This window comes from Xanthomarina maritima (assembly GCF_008084905.1).
GTDB classification, from domain to species: Bacteria; Bacteroidota; Bacteroidia; order Flavobacteriales; family Flavobacteriaceae; genus Xanthomarina; species Xanthomarina maritima.
On sequence record NZ_VSFC01000050.1, the window covers coordinates 123,992 to 141,081 of the forward strand.

Genomic DNA, 17,090 nt, shown 5'->3' on the forward strand with positions numbered 1-17,090 from the left:
TTGCAACATGATTTACAGATTTAGAATTATACTTGACCACGACTCTGAAGGTGATATCTTTAGAGACATAGAAATTCGTGAAACAGACTCACTTGAAGATTTACATAATACCATTACACAATCTTTTGGTTTTGAAGGCAGCGAAATGGCTTCGTTTTATTTAAGTGATGACGAGTGGAATCAAGGTGAAGAAATTTCTTTATTTGATATGAGCGAAGTTGCAAACAAAGTTCGTTTAATGAGAGATACTACTATTAATGATGTAACTCATGAATCTAATACCAGATTAATCTACATTTACGATTTTCTAAGTATGTGGACTTTCTTAGTGGAATTAGCCGAAATTGTTGAAGAAACTGAAGGAACAGATTATCCTAACTTGATGTTTGTTCATGGACAAATTCCAGATGAAGCTCCTGAAAAGTCTTTTGAAACTGAAGATTTTGACGATTATAACGAGTTTGAAGACGGTTTTAATCCAGAAGATTACGACAATCTAGATTTTGATGAAAACTGGAATTAATTCCTAAAAAAAGAAAATAGAATAAAGAGGAAAGAAAATAGACTTATTGTGTGACGTTTTCAATTTGATTTTTCAACTTAACAACAAACAACAAACAACTTCACTCCTTAATAGAAGTTCCTCATGTTGACATCTTCGTAATTTCGTTTTACAAAATCGAGAGCATATTTTAAAATATCTCCCATTGTTTTACTTTTCTTAAAATTAATATCAGATGTAAACTCATAGATATCATGCCTTAATTGTTTAATGTTTTCAGGTTTCGAAATGGTATCTGAAATCATACAATCTAACAAATGTTCAATTCTATCGTGATAACTTATTAAACGTTTTGCCATAATGGAACGTTCTTCAAGTTTATATTGATCGATGGATTCTGCCTGAAATTTTTCAGAAACCATTTCGACCATTTTAAAATTCTCTTTAAAAAACTGAGGCTTGTATATATTAAATTTGCCTTCGTAACATTGTTGGTCGAAATCTATAGCACGAATTTTATAAACTACATGATCAAAATCATGAGTAGGAACTATTACATAGTTATAAGATCTCATATCTCCTAAAAGTCTGATTGTGCAACGCTCGTTAAACTTTACAAACTCTTTAGCTATTTGAGATTTTTCCAGTGAATTGCAATTTGGTAACATGTTTTTTATAAACTCATCACCTGGAATTCCAGCAATATGTTCTTCTATCAAGGTGTCTTTATGAACCAGAAAATTCAAATTATAAGGCGAAAGCATGTGCTCCAATTCCAAACCATAAACTCTAGAAGCATCAGCTTTTTTGACATAGAAATACGTGTAATTATCGTTTAAAATATTTCTAACTTTTACACGAAAAGGTTTCGAGTTTCCAAAGGTGCAATAATCTATAGCATCAATATTTAAAAATGGAATGGTTTTTTCGTTTCCATCACTATGTAAAATGGTATAAACACGTTTTAGGCTTAAATCAATTTCTTCGCGTTCAAATTCGTTATAATACACACGAATCCAAAGTGTATCCACATCGTTTTTATCGTAAACTACAATAGAGCCTTGAAAACGCAACAAATCATCATAAAAAATGGGAAGTCTAATGTTTCTGTTGTATTCCGTAAGGTACTGATGTAATTTTTTACTTACTGGATAAGATGGCTTTTTTTTTGATATCTTTAAATCTTCCATAAAAAACGAATTATTCAAATTTAAGCTTTTATTTTTATGGATGTAACATTTTTAAAAGAGACTCGTCATATAAATACTAACTTTAACCGAATTCATTTTCGGCATCAATCAAAAAAATAATTTGGAACCAATTCTTTCTATCAATAATCTCACAAAAAAATTTGGCTATTTAACAGCTGTAAAAGATTTATCATTCAATATTAATAAAGGAAATGTGTATGGTATTCTTGGACCTAATGGCAGTGGAAAATCTACAACACTAGGTATTGTATTAAATGTGGTTAATAAAACTTCTGGGGATTTCAAATGGTTTAATGGAACCGTTACTACTCATGATGCTCTTAAAAGAGTTGGTGCAATTATTGAAAATCCTAACTTTTATCCATACATGACAGCTGCTCAAAACTTAAAGCTTGTTTGTAAAATAAAAGGGGTTGATTATTCCAAAATTGACGAAAAGCTAGAGGTTGTTAATTTGTTAGACAGAAAAGATCATAAATTTAGTTCCTATTCTTTAGGAATGAAACAAAGGTTAGCCATAGCTTCTGCCTTATTGAACGATCCAGAAATATTGATTTTAGACGAACCAACTAATGGTTTAGATCCACAAGGAATTCATCAAATTAGAAAGATAATAAAAGATATTGCCAGCGAAGGAACTACCATTTTATTGGCTTCACATTTATTAGATGAAGTTGAAAAAGTGTGCTCACATGTAGTGGTATTAAGAAAAGGTGAAAAACTTTATTCTGGACGTGTAGACGAAATGATTTCTAGTCATGGCTTTTTTGAATTGAAATGTGAAAATGAAAACGAACTCATAACTTATCTTGAATCTAACCCTGATTTTGGATCTGTTAAAGTAGAAAATAAACTCATCACTGCTTTTTTAAATGAGCCTATGGATGCTGTTACTTTTAACAAATTGATGTTCGAGAAAGGCATAATATTATCTCATTTAGTAAAACGTAAAGAAAGTTTGGAAGAACAATTTTTACAACTAACTGACAAACTTTAATTCATCTAATCAAACTAATTTCATGTTAAGACTTTTAAATTTAGAATTACAAAAACTGCTTTTAAGCAGAACCAGTAAAATTTTGATATTTGTATCATTTGTTCTGCCTTTTACAGTATTAATTCTTTCGTCTATAAAAATAAATTTCTTTGGATTTTTTACTTTAGAATTAGGTGAATTAGGCATTTTTAATTTTCCAATAATTTGGCATATCACCACATTTTTTGCCTCACAATTCAAGTTTTTCTTTGCTATTGTTGTAGTAAGTATGATTGGAAACGAATACAGTAATAAAACCTTAAAACAGAACTTAATTGATGGTTTAAGTAAAAAGGAGTTTATTCTTTCTAAATTTTACACCATTATTTTCTTTTCTTTAGTTGCTACTTTATTAATTGCCGTTGCATCTTTTTTTATTGGTTTATATTATTCAAGTTATACAGAAGCATCTATAATAATTAGAGAAACTAATTTTCTAATAGCGTATTTTGTAAAATTAGTAGGATTTTTTAGTTTGTGTCTTTTCTTTGGAATGTTAGTAAAGCGTTCGGCTTTTGCTTTAGCCTTCTTGTTTATTTTATACATCTTAGAATGGATAACATTTGGCATTATTTCTTGGCAGTCTGACATGGCTTTTGCTGAGAAAATTCAAAATTTCTTCCCATTAAAATCCATGTACAAACTTATAGACCAGCCATTTCAAAGAGTTATGATGACGAAGTTTCCAGACAAAGCAGATTTAATGTACGACTATACTGTACACTGGCATGAAATTGTTATTGTGTTATGTTGGACTGCTATATTTATCTTTTTATCCTATAGATTATTAAAAAAGCGAGATTTATAATACATTTGGTAGCTATACCTCGTTACATGAAAAAACTACTCTTATACATCTTACTATTAGGTGTTTTTACTACCTATTCACAAGAAGAAGCATCTAATTGGTATTTTGGTGAAAATGCTGGAATCCAATTTTCCAACGATGGCTCTATTACTATTTTAAACGATGGTCAATTAAACACTTTAGAGGGTTGTTCATCAATTTCAGATAGCAATGGTAATTTACTTTTTTACACTGACGGCATTACAGTTTATAATAGACAACACAATATTTTAAGTAACGGTTTTGGATTATTAGGAGACCCTTCAAGTTCGCAATCTGCCATAGTAGTTCCTAAGCCAAATAACCCAGATATATATTATATTTTTACCGTTGGGTCTAATTCCTCTCAAACAGGATTGAAATATTCTGAAGTAGATATGACACTTGATGGAGGTTTGGGTGCAATTACTCAAAAAAACATTAATTTGTTAAATAAGTGTTCCGAAAAAGTATCAGCTGTATTAAAAGACTGTACATCTCAATCAATTTGGGTTATCACACTATCAAACGTAAATGGAAGTTCAACGTCTTTCTTAAATTCGTTTCATGCTTTTGAGGTATCAACTGCTGGTGTAAATACAACTTCAGTAGTCTCATCTTTTAATAACTTAAATATTTCAGATTTAAGAGGTTATTTAAAATTATCTCCAAATGGAGAGAAACTAGCTTGTGCAAATGTACAGTCAGGTGGATTGCTTTTATTTGATTTTGATAAACAAACTGGTATTGTTAGCAATGAATTAAGACTTAATATTAATAGTCCTTATAATGAACCTTATGGAGTAGAATTTTCTCCTAACAGTAATTTATTATATGTATCATCTTCAAACGATTTGTTTGGACCTACAGACCATATTCCTTCCAATCATCATTCAACCATAACACAATTTAATTTAACTGCAACAGACATAGTTGCTTCACAAGTTGTAATAGACCAACAAAATCTATTTAGAAGTGCTCTACAATTAGGTCCTAATGGAAAAATTTATAGGTCTATGGCTGCTACTTATGCACAAGGTTATCCGTTTTTAAGCGTCATTAATAACCCTAATGAAATTGGTCAAGCTTGCGATTATCAAAATAATGCTATTAATTTAGGAAACAATAATTCTACTCAAGGTCTACCTCCATTTATTTCCTCTTTTTTTATTGAAAAAATAGATATTATAAACAATACAGTTACTCCTATTGCTACTAATTATCTGCCTCTATGTATAGGAGAAACATATACTTTACAAGCAGAAAATGTTCAAGGAGCAACTTATACATGGTTTTTTAATAACAATCCATTACCTAATACAGAGCATTTTTTAACTGTAAATCAATCTGGACATTACGAGGTTTTAATTGAATTAAATAGTGGAAGCTGCGACTTTCTAGAAGGTGAAGCCTTTATAGAATATTTTCCCATACCAATTGCTAATCCAATTCCGAATTTTGAATTGTGTGATGATAATGATGACGAAATTCTAAATTTCGATTTAACAATACAAAATGCTCCTATTTTAGGAACTCAAGATAGTAACATTTATAGTACACATTATTTTGAATCACTTTCTGATGCCAACTCATATCAAAATGAAATAACTGAAATATATGAAAATCAGACCAACCCTCAAGAGATATTTGCAAGAGTAGATTTAACTGGTAGTCCAAATTGTTATTCAATAACATCTTTCTTTTTAGTTGTAAATCCTTTACCTGAATTAGAAGACGAAACAGTTTATTATTGTTTAAATATATTCCCTCAAACGATACCTTTATCGGCTGGGATTCTAAACGATTCACCAGCTAATTACACTTATTTATGGTCGACTGGTGAAACAACAGAAACCATACAGATTAACCAAATAGGTGATTATACAGTTACAGCAACTAATATCCATGGTTGCACAATGTCCAAAACTGTAACAGTAGAACCTTCTAATATAGCAACCTTTGAAGATATAATAATTGTTGACGCTACTGAAAATAACACGGTTACTGTTCTTGTATCAGGAGAAGGCATTTATGAATATGCGCTTCATGACCAAGATGGTTTATATGCTACGTTTCAATCAAGTAACATTTTTTACAATGTATATGGTGGAATTTATACAGTATCAGTAAGAGATATTAAAAATAATTGTGGTATTGTTACTCAAAATATATCGGTAATTGACTTCCCTAAATTCTTTACACCAAATGGAGATGGAATTAATGACACATGGAATATTAAAGGAGTTTCAGAAATATTTCAACCAAATACCATGATTCGAATTTTCGATAGATATGGAAAATTAGTAAAACAACTTAATCCACTTGGAATTGGTTGGGATGGCACTTTTAATGGCGAATTTCTTCCTACTAGCGACTACTGGTTTTTTATAACTCTTCAGGATGGAAGAGAATTTCAAAATCATTTTACTTTAAAACGATAATGTTTTGAAACTAATTAAAAATATATTTTTTATCATTATAATATGCTTTCATTTAAATTCATTAAAAGCACAAGAACCTACAGATTGTGTAGATGCTGTAATTGTTTGTGGTAATTCTGAAATTAACTTAAACGTAAATGGTATTGGAACACAAGAATTATTTGGTTCTAATAACTGCTCGAGTCAAGAAAACAATAGCTTATGGCTTCAAGTTACTTTAGTAACTAATGGAACATTAGGTTTTACCCTTACACCAAATAGCAACTCTATTGTAGAAGATTACGATTTTTTTGTTTTTGGCCCAAACAGATCATGTAATAACATTGGTCAAGCTATAAGATGCTCAACAACCAATCCTCAAGCTGCTGGACAAGGCAATAATTTAACTGGAATGAATGGAACTGAAACTGATACAGCTGAAGGCCCAGGACCACAAGGAAACAGTTTTGTTAGATGGTTAGATGTAACTGCTGGTGATACTTATTTTATTGTTATAGATAGACCTATTGGTAATAGTGCTTTTAGTTTAGAATGGACTGGAACAGCACAATTTGCTAGTCCTCCTAATAATGAAACAGGCTCACCTGAAGCATTAGATATAGAAAATTGTGATGTAGACCTTCCTTATGGCAATAATATAACTAGTTTTAATCTGGAAACAAATACCAGTTCTATTATAGGAACACAAACAAACGTGTCTGTAACATACCATGTTAATGAAAATGATGCCAATTTAAACATCAATCCATTAGTAAGTCCATATACAAACGTAAGTAGTCCTCAAACTATTCAAGCTAGATTAACAGATACCTTAACTGGTTGTTTTGATATAATCCCATTTACTTTAACAGTAATTAGTCCTCATTTTGCTCAACCAACTGAACTAGAAGCTTGTGATGATTATAACGATACTAATCCTTCTAATGGCCAAACATATTTTGATCTAACGTCTAAAAATAATGAGATTTTAGATGGTCAGAATCCAACAGATTTTTATATAAGTTATCATACACTTCAAATTGATGCTGAAACAGGATCAAATCCTTTACCAAACATCTATTATAATACAACTGCAATTTCACAACAAATTTTTGTTAGAATAGAAGATGTCAATAATGTTAATTGTGCTAGTATCACAACCTTAGATTTAGTTGTAATACCTGTTCCAACTTCATTTAATGCTTCGTTATTACAATGCGATGAAGATGGTGTGAACGACGGTAGAACCTTTTTTAATTTAAATGAAGCTAATAATGTTTTAACTGGAGGTATTTCAAATCTATCAACTGCTTTTTACTTTAGCTTGACTAATGCTGAAAACAGCAACAACCCTTTAGATGCAAATAATTATAATAATTTAACTAATCCACAAATTGTTTTTGCTCAAGTTATAGATAATACTACTGGATGTTTTAGTATTGCTGAACTTTCTTTAGAAGTTAGTGTTACACAACTTTTAGATTATCAGGCTCCTCCTACTTGCGATGAGTTAGGTTCCGAAGATGGTATAAATACCTTTAATTTAAGTGATTTTGAAGCAGACATGCACACCATAAATGGCATAGTATTTCCTATTACTTTTTATGAATCTTATCAAGATGCACTTTTAGAACAGAACGAATTAGTGTCGCCTTATAATAATACAACACCTTACAATCAAACCCTTTTCGCAAGAGCTGAAAATAATAACGCTTGTTATGGTATTAGCGAGGTGTACCTAACCATAAACAAGCTTCCAGAACTTGAAGCCGATGAATCAGTTTTATACTGTCTGAATACGTTTCCCCAAACCATTCCTTTATCTGCTGGAATTCTTAACGATTCTCCTACTAATTACACCTATTTATGGTCTACTGGTGAAACTACAGAAACCATTCAAATTAACCAATTAGGAACCTATACTCTGACTACTACAAACATTTTTGGCTGTTCTAAATCTAGAAATATTACTGTTGAACCTTCAAACACAGCTACATTTAACGATATTATTGTAGTTGATGCTACTGAAAATAACACGATTACTGTTCTTGTTTTAGGAGAAGGTATTTATGAATATGCTCTTTACGACCAGGATGGTTTATATGCTACCTTTCAATCAAGTAACATTTTTAATAATATCTATGGAGGTATTTATACAGTTGCTGTAAGAGATATTAAAAACAATTGTGGCATTGTTACTCAAGATGTTTCTGTTATTGGATTTCCTAAAGTCTTTACACCAAATGGAGATGGATTTAATGACACATGGAATGTAAAAGGAGTCTCTAACTTATTTCAGCCAAACACCATGATTCGAATTTTCGATAGGTACGGAAAATTAGTAAAACAACTTGATCCACTTGGAACTGGTTGGGATGGTACTTTTAATGGCGAAGCTCTTCCTACTAGCGATTATTGGTTTTCAGCAACATTACAAGATGGTAGAGAATTTCAAAGTCACTTTACTTTAAAACGATAAACATAAAAGTTGTACTTTTATTTCAATAATTATTATTGAATGTTTCGACTTTTTAAATTTATTCTATTCATTGTTTTATTGACAAGTAATAATTCTTTTAGTCAAGAAATTGCTCTGTTTCAACAATTTAATGGTCGTTACGATTATTTAGCAATTGGTAACACTTTAAATCCTTCCGAAAATAATATAGAACGTGATTATTGTGACATATTACCAGAATCTCAAGCTGAATTACTCTTACCAACTAACACGAGTATAGTTGCTGCTTATTTATATTGGGCTGGTTCTGGAGTAGGTGATCAAGAAGTTAGTTTAAATGGTAATACAATTTTTGCAGATAATACTTATTTAGTTGAATATAACGATTCAACTTATGGTATCCTTCCCTACTTCTCTTGTTATACAGATATAACAGATCTAATAACTACTAATGGAAATACTTCCTATACACTTTCGAATTTAGATATTTCCGAAACACTTGCAAATAATATAGGTTATTGTGGCAACAGAACCAATTTTGCTGGTTGGTGTATTTATGTAGTCTATGAAGACATCAACTTACCTCTAAATCAAATAAATTTATTTCAAGGCCTTGATATTATAAATAGGAACGTTAGAGAAAAAAACATCATTTTAGATAATGTCAATGTTTTAGATAATGTAGGCGCAAAAATTGGATTTCTTGCTTGGGAAGGAGACTCACTTCTCAATTATGGAGAATCTTTATTAATTAATGATAATATTATTTCAAACCCTCCATTAAATCCAGCAAATAATGCTTTTAATGGAACCAATACGTTTACAAATAGCAATAACTTTTATAATGGAGACTTAGATTTCTATAACATTCAAGATAATATAGCAATTGGTGACACCACAGTAGAAATAAAACTAACAACAGGCGATTATGATGTTAATGGTAACTTGCAAGCAGATTTAATTATTATCAACAATATAATTACGGTTTTAAACAGTCAACTTCCAGATGCAACTGTTCTTATAAACAATATTAATTTAGAATGTGCAAACAGACAAATCACAATAGATTATACTGTAAATAACATAAATAGTACAGAATTTCTTCCAACAAATACTCCCATAGCTTTTTATGCAAATAATGAATTAGTTGGAACCAGTCAAACTGTGAATCAAATAGAAATAGGAAGCTCAGAAAATGGACAAATAAATATTATAATTCCGGATAACTTACCAAATAACCTAGAAATAACTGTAGTTGTAGATGATCTTGGAAATGGAATTGGAATAATTACAGAATTAAATGAACTTAATAACGAAGCCTTTCAAGACATTCAATTACTTGAAATAGAAATTAATCCACTGCAACCAATGAATAATTGCGATGAAGGATTTAACATGGCTTATTTCGATTTAACTCTACAACTTGACACCATAGATACAAATGGAGAACCAACCTCATTTTATGTATCATTAGAAGATTTACAAAATGATGCCAATGAAATATTAAACCCTTCTCATTTTCAAAATTCTGAAGTCCCTCAAACTATTTTTCTAAAAGTAAATAACCAACCTTGTTATGATATTTATTATTTCGATTTAGTTGTAGAAAACTGTCCACCACATATTCCAGAAGTTTTTACACCAAATAATGATGGTTATAACGACTGGTTTAATATTCAAGGGCTTTACAATATTTTCGAAAATCACAAATTACTTATATATAATAGATATGGCACTTTAATTTTTGAAGGTGATAACGATAATCCTTGGTATGGAAAAGCCAACAAAGGAATAAATAATACTGGTAAAACACTTCCTGTCGGAACCTATTTTTATGTACTAAACCTTAACGATTCAAACTATAAAACCTTAACTGGTTGGGTTTATTTAAACTTGTAGTTTTTACTTTAATGTGTATTTTATCGATATTTCTTGCATTTTATCTAATTTCTGCCTACTTTGCTCGCTGATTAATCCCAAATCTTAATCTATTGAAAGCGAATATGAACTGGTTAACCTCAAAACATAAAATATATAGCTACTTTTTAGTCACTCTTATTATTGTTATTTCACAAAACAGTTTCTCTCAACAAATTTCTATAGATGATAATGTTCCACTGAATTCCTTAATAGAAACACACTTAGTTCAAGGTTGTGTAGAGGTCTCAAATATTCAATCCAATAGTAATGGTTCGGTAAACCAAATATCAAGTTATGGCTATTTTGAAAAAGCAAGTTCCAATTTCCCCTTTGAAAATGGCATCATGCTTTCTACAGGAGCAGCAACCTCTGCTGGAAATACAGTTAATGCCAATCCCTTAAATGAAGGTGAAACGTCTTGGGGAACAGATGCAGATTTAGAAAATGCTCTTGGAATAACAAACACCTTAAATGCAACCTCTATTGAATTCGATTTTATTTCTGTATCCAATCAAGTACAGTTTAATTATATTTTAGCTTCTGAAGAATATTACGCAAATTATCCTTGTGATTATTCCGATGGTTTTGCTTTCCTAATAAAACCTACAGGTTCTCCAGCTCCTTATACAAATGTCGCTTTGGTTCCTGGAACTGCCATTCCGGTTAACACTAATACAGTCCATGAAGAAATAGTTGGTTTCTGCCCTGCAGAGAATGAACAATATTTTGATGGCCATAATCTGGGAGACACCAATTTTAATGGTAGAACTACTGTTTTGTCTGCAACAGCTAACATTCAACCAAACGTACAATATCATATTAAATTAGTCATTGCAGATCAATCGGATGAAAATTTCGATTCGGCTGTTTTTATCGAAGGTAATAGTTTTAATGCTTCGGTAGATTTAGGTCCAGATATCACCACGTGTGCAGATAATGTTATCCTAAATGCAGACATCCAAAACCCATTGGCTACTTATGAGTGGTTTTTAAACGGGCAACCTCTTGCTGGTGAAGCTTTAGAAAACTTAACAGCCTTAACATCTGGAACTTATACTGTAGTAGTAAATATTCCTATTAGCAACACCACTTGTGTGATTGACGATAGCATAGAAGTGACCTTAAACTCCGAGCAACCTGCTGGACCTATTTCAGATTATCAAATTTGTGATGATGCCAGTAACGATGGAATCGAAACTTTCAATTTAAGTACAAAAGATGCTGAAGTTTTAGCTTCTGTTCCTGCTTCAAATTACAATATCAGTTATCATTATTCTTCTTCTGAAGCTCAAAATAATAGCAACCCAATAACAACTCCTATTCAAAATACAACTAGTCCACAAACAATATTTGTAAGAATTGAAGATGTAGATAATGGCTGTTTGGCTTATGCTAGTTTTAACTTAGTTGTAAATCCATTACCAGTAATTACAGATCCACAACCTTTAGAAATTTGTGACGATGCTACTGCAGATGGTTTTACACAAATAGACTTAACACAAGCAAACAATCAAATTACAAACAGCAATCCTAACTTAATTGTTACCTATCACTATTCTCAAGCAGATGCTGATGCTGGCACAAATCCCATCGCTTCTCCTTATGTAAACACCAACCAAACCGAACAACTTTTTGTTAGAGTAACAGATGCTAATACAGGCTGCCTAAGCACTACAACCATAGTCGTAACTGTTTTAGATAGTCCTGTAATTAATATGGATCCACAAACCATTAATGCCTGCGAACAGGATGGAGATGGTTTTGATACCTTCGATTTATCTTCTATTATAGATGATGTTTTAAATGGTTTAACAGGTGTTTCCACGTCTTTTCATACCACTTATGAAGATGCTCAAACTGGCGATAATCCAATTCAGGACATTCAAAATTATCAAAATACAACTCCTAATCTTCAGATAGTATATATTAGAGTTGTTGATGATGCAACTGGTTGTGTCTCTATTTCAAACATAGAATTACACGCAAACATTTTAGAATCTGCAACTAATATTAGAAATTATAGTGTCTGTGATGACGCCTCAAATGATGGCATTGCAAATTTCAACCTAGAAAACATTGGAAATAATATTGTAAATAGTCTTTTAGATACAATAATTACGTTTTACGAAACAGAACAAGACCAAACCAATGGCACCAACCCAATAGACCAAACAGTTCCTTACCAAGTAACATCCAGTCCGCATCAATTATATATAACAATTGAAAATTCAGATTGCACTTACTTTACAGATATAAATTTAATTATTAATCCTGCTGTGGTTTTACAACCTTTGGATCCTGTTAATTATTGCGACACAGACGACGATGGCTTTACTGCCATAGAACTGGCAACTTTCAATACTTATGTAAGTACTGGAATTGCCAATCCAAACGTGAGTTATTTCATTTCACAAGAAGATGCTGAAGATAACCAAAACATCTTACCTCCTTTCTTTACAAATACTAGCAATCCACAAATAGTGTATGCTCGTGTTGCTCATGCTACAACTGGTTGTAGCGACATTGCTCCTCTTGAAATAAACGTCATTCCTGCTCCCACAGTAACACAACCTATAGATGTTGTTATTTGCGACGATGATCAGGATGCCTTTTCAATAATAAATTTAGATGCTAAAATTTCTGAAATTGTTTCTAGTACAACAAATTTAAACATCAGCTTTCACACCTCTGAAGATGATGCAAATAATGATGCAAATGCAATAACAAACACAACAGCTTACAATGCCAATACACAAACAGTGTATGTAAGAATTGAAAGCAACATCACAACCTGTTATGCATTAGTAAACTTCGAAATTATAGTAAATACTGAACCTGTATTTGCCAACATTAGCAACTTTAGAAATTGTGAAACCGATGGCAACCAAACTGCCGATTTCTTCTTTATAGATAAAGATGCCGAAATTTTAAACGGTCAAACTGGAAAACGCGTCCTATATTTTGAAAATGCTACTGATGCTTTAAACCGTACCAACATCATCGACAAAACCATTGCGTACACCAACCAGTCAAACCCACAAACCATTCATGTTCGTGTTGAAAACCTAAGCGACCAAAATTGTTTTGGCATATCTACATTTATTATTGAAGTAGGTTCTATTCCTCTGTTCGATGCACCTTTAGACACCTTTTTATGCGACGATATCTCTAACGACAGCCAAGAATCTTTCGATTTAAATGCCATCATTACCGAAATGTCTCAAAACAGTCCAGAAAACTTAACCATCACCTTTTATCAATCTTTAACTGATGCCGAAAACCAACAAAACCAATTGCCTCTAGACTATACCAACCAAACCAATCCACAACAAATTTATGCTCGTGTAGAAAATGGCACCTATTGCCATGCCATTGCAGAATTTGGTTTAAATGTCATTCAGGTACCTTTGGTAAATTCAGCTTCAGCATTAACGCAATGCGATGTAGACCAAGATGGCTCTGCAAGTTTCGACTTAACAGTTTCAGAAGCTGAAGTGTTAGATATCAGACAAAACGACATTCTGGTAACTTACCATGAAACCATAGAAGATGTAGATAATAACAACATAACCATTCCAAATCCAAGCGCATACAGCAACACGTCAAATCCACAAACAGTTTATATTCGCGTTACCAATACCGTATCCAACTGTTATGTAACCATACCTTTAGAACTAATCGTAAACTTACCTCCAACCATCAATACAACAACTATTGAAACTTGCGATAACAATACAAACTCATACAATTTATTAGAGGCAGTAGATACATTAATAGGTACTCAACAACCAATTAACCTCACCTTCTATGCCAATCTATCAGATGCTCAAAACACCCAAAACCCCTTAAATACAGATTACAACTACGCTTCAAATAACGACACCATTTTTGTAAACGCCTTAAATACCAATACAGGTTGTTCAGCAATTGGGTCGTTTAATTTGTTGGTAAACCCAAATCCAATTACCAACCAACCTCCAAATTTAGTTGGTTGTGATGATGATTTCGACAATATGTTAATATTCAATTTAGCGCAACAAACGCCAATTGTTTTAGGCACACAAGACCCAAATCAATACACGGTAAATTATTTTGAGCTAGAATTAGAAGCTATAGACAACACCAATGCCATTCAAGATGTAAATTACAATGCATTCAACCAGCAAACCATTTATGTAAGAGTAGAAAACAACCAAACAGGTTGCTTTAACACCACATTCTTTAATACGGTTGTAAACAGAAAACCCGAAGTCAACATCCCAGATCAAACGGTTTGTTTAGACAACTTACCACTAGTCGTTTCTGCCGATTCAGGCGTTGCAGAAGACACCTATCTATGGTCAACAAACGCAACAACCTCAGAAATTGAAATCACACAAATAGGAACCTATTCTGTAACGGTTACCTCTATAAATGGCTGTCAAACAACGTCCACATTTAATGTCATAGAATCCGAACAAGCAACCATAGAATTTACAGAAACCGTCGATTTTTCCAACCCAAACAACATTACAGTTACCATAAGTGGTATAGGCAACTATCTATATATTTTAGACCATGGCGTCCCACAAGAATCCAATGTCTTCTACAATGTAACTCTCGGACCACATACTATCGAAGTCATAGATTTAAACGGTTGTGCCTCTGCCATTAAAGACATCGTAATTATAGATGCACCATTGTTTTTTACACCTAATAACGATGGCTATAACGATACTTGGCACATAACAGGAGTCAATCAACTAGAAGGCACAGTTGTTTACATTTTCGATAGATATGGCAAGCTTATTAAAACGCTTACACATAGTTCTCCAGGTTGGGATGGTACCTATCGTGGCAAACTCATGCCATCTAACGACTATTGGTTCTTAGCCAAAGTTAAAAAAGGAGATATCTCCTTTGAAGTAAAACGCCATTTTGCCTTAAAACGTTAAACAGCAAATATCTTAGTACTTTCTATTTTTAAAATAAATATCTATTTAAAAACAGTCGCTATCCCGAAATTTTAAACACTAAAAGATTATATTTGAATATATATAACCAGTTGCCAACCATTAGACAAAAATTGCGAATGAAAGAATATTTCCAACTTCAATTTAAAATGATTAACAGGAAAATGATTGATTTCGGAATTCCACTTTTGATTGGATATACACTATTGCCATTTGTTTTTATTTTGCTGTCTAATTACCTATTTGAAAAAACAGAATTTGCAAATTATGTTTATGGATTATTTGCTTTAAGTTTCGTTTCAAAATTAAGTGAACCTAAAAGAAATGATTTTTTAAAATCTATATTCAATAAAGGCAAATACACAAAATTAAGAGTAATAGAAAATCTTACTTATTGTTTGCCTTTTACTCTTTTTTTGATTTATAAAAATCTATTCGTCTTTACTATAATATTAAACTTATTTGTAATTTTAATCACCATATTCAATTTCAGCACAAATCTAAATGTAACAATTCCAACACCATTCGGTAAAAAACCTTTCGAATTTTCCGTTGGTTTTAGAAAGACATTTTATGTTTTTCCGATAGCTTATTTCTTAACTTACATTTCAGTATCAGTTGGAAATTTTAACATTGGTGTTTTCTCTATGTTATTAATTGGATTCACTTGCTTTTCATATTATTCAAAAATAGAAAACGAATATTTTGTTTGGAATTTCAAGTTGTCAGCAAAAGAATTCTTAATAGAAAAAACGAAAACGTGCTTAATCTTTTTTACACTTTTAAGCTTACCAATCATAATAGCTTTAAGTATTTCATTTTTTAAAGAAATAGATATTTTGATTGTATTTCTTCTTTTGTGCTATGCTTATCTCACAACAATAATTTTCGCTAAATATTCGTCTTTTCCGAACGAAATGAATATGTCTCAAGGAATTTTAATTGCAATTAGTTTTATGTTTCCACCAATACTTCTAATATTTATTCCTCTTTTTTATTCAAAATCGATTACAAAATTAAATACCATTTTAAATGATTAAAATTGAAAATTTATCAAAGTTTTATGGTAAAAAACAAGTTCTAAATTCAATAAATTTAGAATTTAAGAAAGGTAAAATATATGGGATTGTTGGAGAAAATGGAGCTGGAAAAACAACTTTATTTAGGTGTATTTCTGGACTTGAAAACTATAATGGTAATATCTTATCTGATTATACTAAATTAAAAGACCACTTAGGACTTTTATTAACAGAACCATACTTTTTTTCCAAAATTACTGGAAAAGAATATATACAATTACTTGCCTACGCAAGACAAACGAAACTAACCAATATTGAGGATAAAAACATATTTGATTTACCATTAAAACAATATGCTTCAACCTACTCTACTGGAATGAAAAAAAAACTGGCTTTGACTGCCATACTTTTACAGGAAAATAATGTGTTTATTCTTGACGAACCTTTTAATGGAGTTGATATTCAAAGTAATTTAATAATAACTGAAATAATAAAAAGATTTAAAAAATTAGAGAAAACAGTAATTATTTCATCTCATATATTTTCAACTTTAGCGGAAACTTGTGACGAAATCTATTTAATGAAAAACGGTGAAATTGTTAAGAAAGTAGAACAAGCAGATTTTAATAAACTTGAAAATGAAATGAAAGAATTTACAGTTGGAAATAGAATAGACAAACTTGAATTGAAATAAATAACGGTTGGCAACAAAGAACTGAGTTAAAAAACAAGCAATTTCAAGCTAA

Annotated in this window: 9 protein-coding genes; 8 read left to right on the forward strand and 1 reads right to left on the reverse strand. The window is 31.4% G+C overall.

From position 1 onward, the window contains the following. Positions 1–7 precede the first annotated feature (7 nt). Positions 8–523: an IS1096 element passenger TnpR family protein gene (locus FVF61_RS09765; protein ID WP_148455775.1), complete on the forward strand. Its 516-nt coding sequence runs from the start codon at positions 8–10 to the stop codon at positions 521–523. 107 nt (positions 524–630) lie between these two features. Here the strand turns inward: FVF61_RS09765 and FVF61_RS09770 are convergent, their stop codons facing one another. Continuing rightward, positions 631–1,692, reverse strand: a complete 1,062-nt coding sequence (locus FVF61_RS09770; RefSeq protein ID WP_148455777.1) for a hypothetical protein — start codon at positions 1,690–1,692, stop codon at positions 631–633. Between the two features lie 121 nt (positions 1,693–1,813). Between FVF61_RS09770 and FVF61_RS09775 the strand changes: the two genes are divergently transcribed. From FVF61_RS09775 to FVF61_RS09810, 7 genes are all read left to right on the forward strand, one after another. Then, on the forward strand, positions 1,814–2,710 hold the full coding sequence (locus tag FVF61_RS09775; RefSeq protein WP_148455779.1) for an ABC transporter ATP-binding protein: 897 nt from the start codon (positions 1,814–1,816) through the stop codon (positions 2,708–2,710). 22 nt (positions 2,711–2,732) lie between these two features. Then, positions 2,733–3,557, forward strand: coding sequence for an ABC transporter permease (locus FVF61_RS09780; RefSeq protein WP_148455781.1), 825 nt, complete (start codon positions 2,733–2,735; stop codon positions 3,555–3,557). Positions 3,558–3,583: 26 nt separating this feature from the next. Further along, entirely contained in the window at positions 3,584–6,016 is a 2,433-nt protein-coding gene (locus tag FVF61_RS09785) for a T9SS type B sorting domain-containing protein (RefSeq protein ID WP_148455783.1), read from the forward strand. A 4-nt stretch (positions 6,017–6,020) separates the two neighbouring features. Continuing rightward, a complete protein-coding gene (locus FVF61_RS09790) occupies positions 6,021–8,474 on the forward strand; it encodes a T9SS type B sorting domain-containing protein (protein ID WP_148455785.1) in 2,454 nt (817 codons plus the stop codon). A gap of 39 nt (positions 8,475–8,513) precedes the next feature. Next, entirely contained in the window at positions 8,514–10,352 is a 1,839-nt protein-coding gene (locus tag FVF61_RS09795; protein WP_233586782.1) for a T9SS type B sorting domain-containing protein, read from the forward strand. Between the two features lie 104 nt (positions 10,353–10,456). Continuing rightward, a complete protein-coding gene (locus tag FVF61_RS09800) occupies positions 10,457–15,307 on the forward strand; it encodes a T9SS type B sorting domain-containing protein (protein WP_148455787.1) in 4,851 nt (1,616 codons plus the stop codon). 1,050 nt (positions 15,308–16,357) lie between these two features. After that, positions 16,358–17,038 carry an ABC transporter ATP-binding protein gene (locus FVF61_RS09810; protein WP_148455789.1) on the forward strand — a complete coding sequence of 227 codons (681 nt, stop codon included), beginning with the start codon at positions 16,358–16,360 and terminating at the stop codon, positions 17,036–17,038. The last annotated feature ends 52 nt before the right edge of the window (positions 17,039–17,090 follow it).

Excerpts from the sequence above, each read along its gene's own strand:
- FVF61_RS09765 (WP_148455775.1), top strand. The coding sequence starts at position 8 with ATGATTTACAGATTTAGAATTATACTTGACCACGACTCTGAAGGTGAT.
- FVF61_RS09770 (WP_148455777.1), bottom strand. The coding sequence starts at position 1,692 with ATGGAAGATTTAAAGATATCAAAAAAAAAGCCATCTTATCCAGTAAGT.
- FVF61_RS09780 (WP_148455781.1), top strand. The coding sequence starts at position 2,733 with ATGTTAAGACTTTTAAATTTAGAATTACAAAAACTGCTTTTAAGCAGA.
- FVF61_RS09785 (WP_148455783.1), top strand. The coding sequence starts at position 3,584 with ATGAAAAAACTACTCTTATACATCTTACTATTAGGTGTTTTTACTACC.
- FVF61_RS09795 (WP_233586782.1), top strand. The coding sequence starts at position 8,514 with ATGTTTCGACTTTTTAAATTTATTCTATTCATTGTTTTATTGACAAGT.
- FVF61_RS09800 (WP_148455787.1), top strand. The coding sequence starts at position 10,457 with ATGAACTGGTTAACCTCAAAACATAAAATATATAGCTACTTTTTAGTC.
- FVF61_RS09810 (WP_148455789.1), top strand. The coding sequence starts at position 16,358 with ATGATTAAAATTGAAAATTTATCAAAGTTTTATGGTAAAAAACAAGTT.